Origin of the sequence: Paenibacillus favisporus (genome assembly GCF_040545415.1) — a bacterium.
In the GTDB taxonomy this organism is placed as follows: domain Bacteria; phylum Bacillota; class Bacilli; order Paenibacillales; family Paenibacillaceae; genus Paenibacillus_AQ; species Paenibacillus_AQ favisporus.
This window is the reverse complement of the sequence record NZ_JBEPLV010000001.1, coordinates 256,850-268,602: the sequence shown is the minus strand read 5'-3', so window position 1 is coordinate 268,602 and position 11,753 is coordinate 256,850. Positions and strand designations below refer to the sequence as shown.

The 11,753-nt window shown below is 58.0% G+C and carries 6 protein-coding genes; 1 reads left to right on the top strand and 5 read right to left on the bottom strand.

The genetic code is table 11. The features are described 5' to 3' along the window. The 5 genes from ABID47_RS01225 to ABID47_RS01205 all read right to left on the bottom strand — a co-directional run bounded on the left by ABID47_RS01225 (nt 1) and on the right by ABID47_RS01205 (nt 10,196). Nucleotides 1-1,173 (bottom strand): exonuclease SbcCD subunit D, encoded by a 1,173-nt coding sequence (locus ABID47_RS01225; protein ID WP_354494663.1) that lies wholly within the window; start codon nt 1,171-1,173, stop codon nt 1-3. A gap of 345 nt (nt 1,174-1,518) precedes the next feature. Continuing rightward, nucleotides 1,519-5,589, bottom strand: coding sequence for a helicase-exonuclease AddAB subunit AddA (gene addA, locus ABID47_RS01220; protein WP_354494661.1), 4,071 nt, complete (start codon nt 5,587-5,589; stop codon nt 1,519-1,521). After that, nucleotides 5,570-9,100, bottom strand: a complete 3,531-nt coding sequence (addB, locus tag ABID47_RS01215; protein ID WP_354494659.1) for a helicase-exonuclease AddAB subunit AddB — start codon at nt 9,098-9,100, stop codon at nt 5,570-5,572. Before addB ends, addA begins: the two co-directional genes overlap by 20 nt. A gap of 290 nt (nt 9,101-9,390) precedes the next feature. Next, complete coding sequence (locus ABID47_RS01210; RefSeq protein ID WP_145131670.1) at nt 9,391-9,768, bottom strand: ArsR/SmtB family transcription factor; 378 nt, start codon at nt 9,766-9,768, stop codon at nt 9,391-9,393. 2 nt (nt 9,769-9,770) lie between these two features. Then, a complete protein-coding gene (locus ABID47_RS01205; RefSeq protein WP_354494657.1) occupies nt 9,771-10,196 on the bottom strand; it encodes an SRPBCC family protein in 426 nt (141 codons plus the stop codon). Between the two features lie 271 nt (nt 10,197-10,467). Here ABID47_RS01205 and ABID47_RS01200 point away from each other — a divergent pair, with 271 nt between their 5' ends. After that, nucleotides 10,468-11,559 carry a hypothetical protein gene (locus tag ABID47_RS01200; protein WP_354494655.1) on the top strand — a complete coding sequence of 364 codons (1,092 nt, stop codon included), beginning with the start codon at nt 10,468-10,470 and terminating at the stop codon, nt 11,557-11,559. Nucleotides 11,560-11,753 lie beyond the last annotated feature (194 nt).

Genomic DNA, 11,753 nt, shown 5'->3' with positions numbered 1-11,753 from the left:
TTACGCTTCCTCCTTTACCTCTGCGTCTTCCGAAGTGAGCGCAAGGAACAATTCAACGAGCGCATCATCCGGCTCGGCTCCGCCGGTCTGGCGCTGGTAGAACTTCCGGAACAGCTCCGGCACCGGCAGGCTCGAACGGCTGTACTCCACCTCGACCTGTTCCATCTCGGGATACACGGGACGGATATGTACGAACCCTTCGTGACTTTTGCGCAGCCTGTGAATATCCCCAAGAGACATCGCTTCGGTCAGCGAAATCTCCAGATCGATAAAACCGTTCGCATCCCTGCCTTCATCCAGCCAGCGATGAACTTCCTCCAGTCCACCCTTTGCTTTCCACCGGATTAACGGCCGGCCGCAGGACAAATAAACCTCCTTCATTACGGGCTGCTGCCCCGGGGCCACATCGATGATGGAAACGGACTTCGCTTGACCGGCCTCGGAAAAGCTGTAGGCGAGCGGGGACCCGCTGTAGCGGATCATTCCCTCACCCTTGACCGCCTGAGGCCGGTGCAGGTGGCCAAGCGCCGTATACTGCGCCCCAACCGCAAGCGCCGATGGATCCACCGTATACGCGCCTCCGACCTGTATCGGCCGTTCCGAGTCGCTTTCCACGCCGCCAAGCACGTAAATGTGGCTCATGGCCAAATTGACGGTCTCGGGCGTAAAGCTTGACGCCAATTTCCGCATCAGCATGCCTACGCGGGCGCTGTATGCGCGGCGGAGCTCCTCTTCGTCGCCTTCGGCGGCGAGCAGCTCATTTAAGCGGGCTTCCGACGGATAAGGGAGCGCCGCAATCTTGGCGATCTCCCCGGTCCGGAACGCTTGAACCGTGACGGCTTCGGCCACGGGAAGCCCGACCAGCGTGATTCCCTGCCGGGCGACCAGCGGCGTTACCGATGAAACCCGCTCAGGCTGATCATGGTTGCCCGCAATGACCACGAGCGGCGTCCCTCCTTCCGTCAGCCGGGCTGCCGCCTCATAAAACAGCTGTTCCGCTGCCGCCGGCGGATTGACCGAATCATAGACATCCCCGGCCATCATGACCAGATCAATCTTCTGATCGTGTACAATCCGGACCAGTTCCTCAACGAAATCTTCCTGCTCTTTCATCCGGCTCCGGCCCTCGAGCGTCCGTCCAAAATGCCAGTCACCCGTATGAAGTATGCGCATCCTGCTTCTCCCTCCTGAACTTGCTTTCGCGCAAGCCGTGAACCCAGACGGATTCATGCCGTGTATGGGTCACACCTAAAAATGAAAACACCTAACCAACGATCCATTCCTAAACCCGATCGCGTCTAAGAATACAATCGAATTCTATTAAACTATTGATTCCATTAAACTATCGACTACTATCGACTCTATTAAATATCGATTCTAAAAAACGATCAAACTGCCATTTAAAAAAAACAATCAAATCAAGAAATTTATCAACCGAAGAAACCTATCCAATCGAAAATACTACCAAATCAAAAACACATGTCATATTAATTAAATATATGAGCTTTGAACACCCCACTACAGCAACACGGACTGCTTGGCATCCACAAAGTACAGCCATTTCTCCTGGACCGCCTCACCTAATATATCTTCCAGCGCCCGGGCGTATAGTTCCAGCTGGAACCGATAGCTCTCCGCCAGAGCGGCTATTCCGCCGCGGTGTTCCAGCACCCGGTCGGTTTTATAGTCGACGATGACATATTTACCGTCCTGACGGAACAGGCAGTCGACGATCCCTTGAATGAGCACCACTTCGTCCGAAGCCCGGGTTCCTGCATCCGATGCCTTCATCGGTATGATGTTCCCTTCGTTAAAACGCTCGGTCGCAAGCAGCGCTTGATGCGCCTCATGAGCCGGAAGACCGTAGCTGAAAGGCATTTCCCTCGACACCCACTCCGCCGACTGCAGTCTCTTGCCGATATCGCTGTCAAAAAAGGAGGCGATTTGCTCCGGCTCCACGATCTCCGCCTGCGAGCTTGTAAGGATCGCCAGGTCGACCAATCGCTGCAGCGTCGCTTCCACGACCCGCAAATCTACCAATCCCGCATCCAGAGGGATGTGCTGCATGACGGTATGGTACACCGTTCCCCGTTCCGTAGGACTCATCCGGCTCTGCTCCATAAATTTGGGCCGGCGCAGGGCAAGCGTACCCGTCTGCTGGGAGGCAGGCAAACTGTGCTCCCGCCGGACCCGGGTCTCCTCGACCCAGTCCAGGGTGGGCCCGTCCTGCAGGGCAAGCAGCTTTTTCATTTCGGTCACGGACGTTTTGGCCGAGAGCCGGCTGGCGGAAGCATGCGGATACTGCCAGTTCAGCCGGGCGGTTATTTGGTCTGGTGACAGGAAAGAACCACCATCCGGCTCATCGCTGCCCGGGAGTACCGTCTCTCTGCGAAGTAACGATTGCAGCTTGCGCCGGCGCTCCGGCGTCGATTCTTCCGCTTCCTCCCAGCCCCCAAGCGCCGCCAGCGTGAGATCCTCTGTGGAGAGGATCGAAATTTGCCAATCCGCCGGATCGTTCTCCAGCGCGGAGGCCGTCTCGCCTTCCAAACCGCCGAGATCGCGCAGCTTGGCGGCCGCCGGGTGGCGAATCAGCGCAGGCCCGACCCAGTCGAGGTAGCTTCTGCCCCTTGCCAAGAGATAATCGGGGAGCATCAGCTCCGGCCGGCTCTGCACCTGGGCCCAGGAGGACACCTTTTTCTCCAGATCCTTCACCGTTCCGATCAAGATCATCTTTTCTTTCGGCCGGGTCAAGCCGACGTAGAGCACCCGCATTTCCTCAGCCAGCAGCTCAAGCTGGGATCGGCGGCGGATGGCCAGGTTCGGGAGCGTCGGATAGCTGACCCTCTTCTCGGTATCCACAAATTTCGGTCCGAAGCCAAGCTCCTTATGCATCAGGAACGATGCGTTCAAATCCTGCTGGTTGAACATTTTGGACATGCCTGCCAAAAACACGACCGGAAATTCGAGACCCTTACTCTTATGGATTGTCATAATCCGCACTGCGTTGTCCCGGCTTTCAGCCGTGCCTGGTCCGCCCAGATCCGATCCGTTGTCACGCAGCCTGGAAATAAACGTCAAAAAGCGGAACAGTCCGCGGGAAGACGTCGTCTGTTCAAACTGGACCGCCCGGTCGTGCAGCGCCTTCAGATTGTCCTGCCGCTGCATTCCTCCGGGAAGGCCGCCTACCCAATCCAAATATCCCGTTTCCCGGTACAGCAGCCAGATCAGATCCCCCAGGCCGCCTTGACGGGCAATATTTCGCCAGCGTTCCAGCGAAGCCAGGAACCCTGCCAGCTTCCGCTGCAGTTCCGGAGAAAGGCTGAATTCCTCATCCACTGCTTCCGTTTGTTCCGCCCACTCCAGGGCGGCGGCACTTTCAGCGTAGGCAGGGAGCGTCCCTTCCTCGTCCGGAATCGAAATTGAATCTCCGGGCTCCGCAGACGCAGGAACCGTCCCTCCTGCAGCCGCCATGACGGCCTCATAGAACGTCCCCTTCCCGCATAAGCGGACCTGTGCCAGTTCTTCCTCGGTCAGGCCGACGATCGGCGAGCGCAGCACGCCTGCAAGCGGAATGTCCTGCCGGGGGTTATCGATAATCTGGAGCAGGGACAGCATAATTTCCACTTCGGTCGCCTGGAAATACCCCTGATTCTGCTCACCGTCGGCAGGGATGCCGAGCTGGCGCAGCTCCTCCATGATTAGCGGCCCCCAAAGATAGGCGGACCGAAGCAGGATGACCATGTCGCCGTAACGGACAGGCCGCATCGCTTTGGTCTCCTTGTCGAACACCTGCATCGGCCTAGGCGATGTGTCACCCATGAGCGCGCGTATTTTTTTGGCAATCGCTCTGGCCTCAAGCTGGGCCGTCTCCATTTCGGCGGCCTCGCTCTCCTGGATCAGACCTCCGTTGTCGCTGTCCTGAGGCTCTTCCTCGGACGCCTCCCCGCTTCTGGCCTTGTCGATCAGCACCAGCTCCGGCACGTACGGAGACGGCCCTGACGCCCCTTCAGGTTGGGCTTCCGGATAAGAAGCTCCGTAAACGAGCTCCGCCCGCTCATCGTAGCTGATCTCCGCCACCGTCTCATTCATCAGCTGGCGGAACACCATGTTCACGGCATGCACCACTTCCAGCCGGCTGCGGAAGTTACGGGCAAGGTCGATACGGATGCCGCCGCCCTCGGCGGAAGCATACCTGCGGTACTTGTCCAAGAACAGGCTCGGCTCCGCCAGGCGGAAGCGGTAGATGCTCTGCTTGACGTCGCCGACCATGAACCGGTTCCCCGGCAGCTCGCGCGAAATCAGCTTGACGATATCTTCCTGCACGCTGTTGGTGTCCTGATACTCGTCCAGCAGCACTTCGTCGAACTGTTCCTGATATTCCATGGCCGCGTCCGAAGGGAGCGGCTGACCCGGCACCGAATCCGGGTGGCGTAGAATTTGCAGGCAGTAGTGCTCCAGATCGCTGAAATCCACCGCATTTCTTCTCTGCTTTTCATGAAGATAGCGGTCGCCGAACTCAATGACGAGCTCCGCCAGCTCCTTCATGAGCGGCGCCGCCCGGTGCAGTTCGGCCAGAAAGGCATCGGCGGGCCGGCCAAACAGCGCCCCCTTCAGATCCTGCACCGTTTTCTTGACCGCTTCCCGCAGCTCCTTGACCCTTTCCTGCAGTGCCGGGTCGGTCTCCTCCTTGCGGCAGCTCTTCAGCTTGCTGAACGACACCGTCTGAAAGCGCTCGAACAGTTCGTCCCACGGACGGTTGTCCAGCGCCTCCCTGAGCGACTGAACTACTTCCAGATCCGCGTTCAGATTATCCAGATAGGGCCCCGGTCCTCCGGGCAGCAGTGTCAGGCGCCGGGCCTGATCCAGCAGTCCTTCGGCCCCGGCAAGCGCCAGCCGCGCATCCTGAAGGATGCTCTTGACCCACTGGCTTTCGCCCAGACTTGCCGTATCCGGCAGCAAAAAGGACTCGGCCATATCCCGCAGCCACTGATCGGGCCAGGAGTGGCTGCGTGAGAAATCATAGAGCCTCTGCACCAAATGGTGGACGGCATCGTCCGTACGCTCACCGCTGAACCAATCCACCAGCGCGATAAAATCGCTGTCCTCCGGCTGCTCCCCGTATTTCTCCTCGAACAGTTCCTCCAGGATCTCCTGGCGCATCAGCTCGGCTTCATTCTCGTTCAGAATCCTGAACCCCGGATCGATCGGGATCATCTGATAATACCTGCGGATCACTTCAAGACAGAAAGAGTGAAGCGTTGTAATGGAAGCACGCCCGAGCAGGGACAGCTGCCGCCGGAGGTGGGTATTCTCCGGATCCTTCTCCAGCTGCCGGTCCAGCGCGTCGCGGATGCGCTCACGCATCTCGGCCGCAGCTGCCTTAGTGAACGTGGCGACAAGCAGTCTGTCCACGCTGAAGCCCTGCTCCTCATTCAAAATTTTCCGGATGATCCGTTCCACCAGAACGGCTGTTTTCCCTGAGCCTGCCGCCGCCGCGACCAGAATGTGATCGCCGTGAAGCGAAATCGCCTTCCACTGATCGTCGCTCCACATGCTGCCTGCCGGCTTTTCAATTTCGATCATGCGCATCTCCTCCTTGGCGGCTGGACATCATTTCCCATACCTGCGATTTATTTGGCTTGCCGAGCAAATGGTAATGGTTGCCCTCGACATTTTCGTCAAACTGGCACACCGGCTTAAACGGACAGAACGTGCATGCCGTCTCCTGCTGGATGCGGTAAGGCTCGATGTCCACGTCCCCTTCGGTAATTCTCGTTCCGATCCGGGTGATATTGTCCCTGACGGAAGACAGCAGCGTGTCCCACTGCTCCGGCGTAGCGACCGATGCGGAGCTGTAGAAGCTTCCGTCCGATTTGACGGCAACCGGAAGGATGGATGAATGGCCTTTGTCCAGAGATGCGTCCATTTTGGATATGACGTCGCGGTCGGCCAGAAGCAGCCCCTTCATTTTAAACCGTTTGAGCAGCTCTTCCGCCGCCTGGTCCATCGTCAGCCCGTTGCTCGACTGCAAGATCGGATCATGCACGTGAAAATACAGCGTTCCCGCCGGCAGCGCCTTGCTGCCCAGCCAATGCTCCGCATAGGTCAACAGCACGTCCAGATAGGTCAGCATCTGCAGGGACAAGCCGTAGTACACCTCATGAAGCCGCAGGTCCTTCTGTCCGGATTTATAATCGATTACGCGCAGCAGCAGTCCGTTTTCGCCTTGGGCCATATCCACCCGATCGATTCGCCCGATGACCTCCATCACCGTTCCGTTCTCGAGGGAGAAGGTCAGCGGAGGCAGCGGTTTACCCGGGCCAAAATCCAGCTCCAGGCCGACCGGCTCAAAGCTTCCCCGCCGTGCCTGTTCGCCCAGAATGACAGAGGCGCGGCTGACGATGTTTTTGAGCTTGCGCGAAATGTAGCCGTAGCGCTTGCTGCTCATCAAAATTTCTCCCTGCAGCATCGGAGCGAGGCGCTCTACCGTTGTTTCCGCTTCGCGCCGGCACTCTTCGGCGGTTAGGCTTCCCCAGCTCCGCTTCTGTTCCTGCAGCCGCAGCGCCATTTGGGTCAGCGCCGCGTGGAACAGCTGGCCGATATCCGGTGCCTGCAGGCGGTACAGCTGCCGTTCGCGCAGCTTCAGCCCGTGTGAAGCGAAGTGCGAAAACGGGCAGGCCACGAACCGCTCCATGCGGGATACGCTCGTCCGGATTTTGGCACCGTACAGCCTGCGGCTGGTCTGCGGCTCCAACTGGCGGGTATCGTTGCGGTAAAACAGCGACCGCAGCAGCATATCCAGCGGCCCCTTCCATTCCCGTTCCCGGATATACCAGTTGTACACATCCCACCACAGCTGCGGAATTTCCGCGCCCTGTTTCCATTTGCGCAGCTGAATGATCAAATGGCTGAGGCTCTGGCGGGGGTGGGACAAATACTCAAGCAGCTCTTCTTCCCGCTGCTCCGCCGATGGCTGCGCCGACAGACGGCGAACCGGCAGACCGGGGAACATTTTGCGGACATGCCGCACCACTTCGGACGGCAGCAGCTCCTTGCCCTCATCGTCTGCGGCCGGATAGCTGACCCATACATGCCGGCTGGCCGAGGTCAAGGCGTTGTAAATCAGGAACCGTTCGTCGAGCAGCTTGCGCGAAATGCCAGGCGCCAGTTCCATTCCGGTTTGCGACAACAGGGAGCGCTCCTGTTCGGTCAGCACCCCGTCATCCTGAAACACGGCCGGGATGACTCCGTCGTTGACGCCGAGCAGAAACGCGTACTTTACACCACCCGTCCGCGTCCGGTCCATATTGCCGACCAGCACCTGATCGAGCGCAGGCGGAACGAGGCCCAGCTTCAGTTCGCTCAGTCCCGTTTCGAGAATGCCGGCAAACAGCTCGAAGGCCATCTTCTCCGTACCCATCATTTCCACAATCTGATCCAGCAGCTCCAGGACCGCATCCCACAGCTGGCGGTGTTCCCTCGCCGCCTCCGGACGCCCGGATTCCAGCGCTTCGCGGCTCCACAGGTCCAGCTTCTCGGGAATGTCGGCTTCCTCAAGCAGACGGAAGACCGCTGTGCTGAGCTCCTCGGCGCTGCCCGCCTTCTTCACCCGCTTGCCGAAGGCCAGCAGCGGCTCGCTGACCACCCTCCGGCAGTGCTCCATCAGGCTGAGAAGCTGCTCTCCGGATCTGCGTCGCTCTCCGCCGTTTTCCTCCAGGGACAGGCTCGGAACGGCTTTCCACGGGCGGCCGTCCGTCCAGCGGTATCCCTGAATTCCACAGGCGAGAGCGTAGTTCTCGAGCACGTCCATATCCTCCCGCCCCAGCGACCCGTCCAGCGGAAGCAGCAGGTCGCTCTTGATGCAGCGGAATACGTCCTCATGCCGCCAGTTCCGGCGTACGACATCCAGTGCGGAACGAATAAACTCCACCAGCGGATGGTGCAGCTCGCTTCGCTTCTGGTCGAGAAAGAACGGAATGCCGTAGTCCCGGAACAGGGGCTCCACCAAATGCTCGTAATCGCCCAAATTACGGACGAACACGGCCATGTCGCGGTATCTCGCCCCTTCCTCCCTGGCCAGGCGCAGCATCTCCCTCAAAGCCCCTTCCACTTCGGTGCGCCGGTTCTCGGCCGCATAGAGGGAAATCCCTTCGGTTTCCTGAACCTGATCTCTCTCCTGCCCCCTCCAGGGAATCCGCCGGTCATACCCGCGCTCTAAATGAGCAAGCCGCGGGCTGAGGCGGAATTTGGGCAGGTCCGATGCCGGCAGAATCGAATCGTTCGTTTCGACGCCCAGCTCGTCGGCCATTCCTCTCAGCTTGATGTAAGTCGTGGCGGTCGGGTGGAACAGGTCCAGCTCATGCGGCTGCATGCTGCCGTGGTACGGCTTGTCCAGCGTGAGCGCAATCGTGACCGATGACGCATGGGCCATCAGCTCGCGAACAACCCCGTATTCCTGCGGAGTCATCCCGTGGAAGCCGTCGATCCATACGTCCGCGCCTTTGACATAAGACGAGCGGCGAATCCCTTCGGCCAAAGTGACAAGCGTATCTTCATCATCTATATAAAGCGGTGATATTTCCTGTTCAAAGTCGCGGTACACCGTCCATAAATCCTCCAGCTTATCTCGCAGGATCGGCGCGGCCGCCTTCTGCTCCGTCAGCTGGGTCAAATGCTCTTCCAGCACGGCGGAATCTACGCAGTACCGTTTGAGCTCGGTATACAGCTCGTTCAGCTTGCCTATGAAACCCAGCTGGTCGCCGGAGGCACCGAACAGCTTCAGCTCCTCTTTGCGGCGCTGAATGATTTTGTACAGCAGCATTTTTTTGCCTTCTTCGCTGATGCCGACTCTCGCTGACCCGCCGGTCTCCTGCATCACCCGGTACGCCAGGCGCCGGAAGCTGAGAACCTGCGCACGGACGCTGCCTTTGACAGCGCCCGATGATACCAGGTTGTGCTCCGCCTGGAATGAGCCCTGCTCGGGAACGAGCAGGATCAGCGGGCTGCCCTTAGGCTCTGTTTGCAGCCGGGACGTAATCTCGCTTAAGATCGCCGTCGTCTTGCCGCTACCGGATCGTCCGATCAGAAAATGAACCGACATGGTGTTGCCTCCTTCGTATGTAAACCTCGAAAACTATTAAATATAAGTATAACACAACCTTTTTTGAAAAGAACGTATGTTTGCGGAACTGTAAAAAGGAGGCACTTGCCGTTTTTTGCATTTATCCGATACGCTCAACCCTAAGGAACGCCGTGTCCCGGCATGCCAAACAGCGGTACAGGAGGATGTGATCCTCTTGTACCGCTGTCTCTTGTTTCGCTTGATTTTTACGAATGCTAGTTTCCATCATGCAGGGATCATGGTTCAGTATAGAGCGATTGAATCACCGGCTAATCTTGTTCCTTCTCCTTTTCCACAAGGGTCAGCGGGGCAGGGAAGCGTTCGGAACCATCCGACTCCACGAAGTGCTGCAGGGCCGCCATCTTGTTCTCCCAAAAGCGTTCAAAATAGGAGTACCAATCCTTGAGCTCCTGCAAGGGCCCCGGATCCAGCCGGTACCTCGTCTCGCGGCCGACCTTCCTTTCCTTCACCAGTCCTGCCTCCGACAGAATCCGCAGATGCTTGGAAACCGCCGTCCGGCTCATCGGAAAATGGCTGCTGAGAACCGTTACGGGCATCTCCTGATCGGACAGCAGCTTCAGCAGCTGGCGCCGGGTCGGGTCGGCCACGGCCTGGAACACGTCGTGCTTGGACGCAGTCGCCGTCATGCTTACGCCTCGACGTATCTGCCCAGCTTCTGGTGGAGTCCGGCCCAGCCTTGGTCCATCGTCTCGCGCACGATCGTGTGCGGCTGGTTGAACTCGGTCACTTGGTCCGCGCTCCAGCCGGAGTGGATGAGCGTTACTTCCGTTTTGCCGTCCAGCTCCTTCAGTTCGAAAGCAAGCGTCCAGTCCTTGCCCCAGCGGAACGCAAGCCGGTGCGGCGGATCCACTTCGGTCACCTTGCACGGCGACATGCCGTACGGACCGGCATTAATGTGAAATTCGTGGCCTACGACGGGCTGCATGTCATTGGGCATGAACCAGGCGGACAGCCCTTCGGGAGTCGCCACCGCCTCCCACACTTTCCGAATCGGAGCCTGGAATACGCCGGTGTGGCGAATATCAGGCAAAGCATTGTTTGTTGAGTTTTCCATGTATAAGTACCTCCATTTGCAGTCAATAAACCCGGTTTACATTCGAATGCGAAACCAATTGGTTTCACATGGATTATACGAAACCTTTTGGTTTCATGTCAACCCCTTGTCCTTCTGCGGCCCGTAAGCCGGAATCCAACGAAAAAAGGAGCCTTTCGGCTCCTTATATTGCTATTATAGCTCATATTTCCAAAAACAAACAGTCTACCATTTTTCACCTGACATTCTATAATGAGGACGTTCCCACTTTAAGGCAAAGGGAGGAAATACGGTGGATATCAAGGATTGTTCAAGTTCGTCTGAAAATCAGCCCGGGACGGTCGGTTCAGCAAGAGCCGCTGCAGCGGACTGGGTGTTGCACCAAGCCTCAAAGGAAAAAGGATTTATAGGCGCTTATTTCACGGGTTCCACGATCGGAATGCCGGAAGATGCCCCGATGTCTCCAAGCTCCGATATCGACGTGATGGTCGTGTCCGAACTGGCGGAGCCGCCGTTAAAACCGGGTAAGTTCATATATCGGGATACCCTGATCGAAGGCTCTTACATCTCCCTATCCGAGCTATCCTCGGTGCAAAAGGTGCTCGTCTCGCACCATCTGGCAGGCCCGTTCCGGGTGAATACGATCATCTCCGATCCCCATGGCCATTTGCATCGCCTGTATTCAGAAGTATCCCGGCATTTTGCCGATGAGGTCTGGGTGCGACAGCGGTGCGAAAACGTCCTGCAGCAAATCAAGCGGTCTCTGCTCGGCCTCGACTTGTCCCTGCCGCTGCATGACTTGTTCACATCCTGGCTCTTCCCTACGGGCATCACCACGCATGTGCTGCTGCTCGCCGCCCTGAAAAACCCGACGGTGCGGCTCCGTTACGCAGCCGTCCGCGGCGTATTGGAAGATTACGGGCTGAGCTCGCTGTACCCCGAGCTGCTTCGCCATCTCGGCTGTGCCGATTTGGAGCCGGAGCGGGCGATGCAGCATGTCAGGTCGCTCGAGCGGACCTTCGATACCGCGGCTGCCGCCGCCAAAACGCCCTTTTTCTTCAGCAGCGACATTTCTCCGGTTTCCCGCCCGATCGCCATCGACGGGAGCATAACGTTAATTGAACAAGGACTCCATCGAGAGGCGGTGTTTTGGATGGGCGCCACCTTCGCGCGCTGCCACAAAATTCTCGCCGCAGACAGCGATCCGAATGTGCAAAAGGAGCTTGCCCCCGGTCTGGAAGCATTTCTGGCCGATCTCGGCTTTCACACCGTCCAGGACTTCAGCGTGCGTGCCGCTGCGGTCATCGACTTTTTGCCGGAGGTGTGGCGCGCGGCGGAAACGATCATGGCGTCCAACCCTGAAATTACCGGCCGTTCCATGTGATCTCCTGGCAGCCTATTGGCTTTGTATATTAGTTCTCCTCGGCATAACGTTCGGCTTCCCTTCCTGTCCATATTTTTTCAGTCTATTTAATGTGTACCAAAATGTAAATCATGGTTTTTGCCCTCAATCCAGCCTTTGAATAACGCGCCACCCTCTTGCCTCCATCCCTTATACTTATAGAAGTGCCTATCACT

Coding starts and splice junctions, on each gene's coding strand:
- addA (WP_354494661.1), bottom strand. CDS start 5,589: ATGCGCATGATCGAAATTGAAAAGCCGGCAGGCAGCATGTGGAGCGAC.
- ABID47_RS01225 (WP_354494663.1), bottom strand. CDS start 1,173: ATGCGCATACTTCATACGGGTGACTGGCATTTTGGACGGACGCTCGAG.
- ABID47_RS01210 (WP_145131670.1), bottom strand. CDS start 9,768: ATGACGGCGACTGCGTCCAAGCACGACGTGTTCCAGGCCGTGGCCGAC.
- ABID47_RS01205 (WP_354494657.1), bottom strand. CDS start 10,196: ATGGAAAACTCAACAAACAATGCTTTGCCTGATATTCGCCACACCGGC.
- addB (WP_354494659.1), bottom strand. CDS start 9,100: ATGTCGGTTCATTTTCTGATCGGACGATCCGGTAGCGGCAAGACGACG.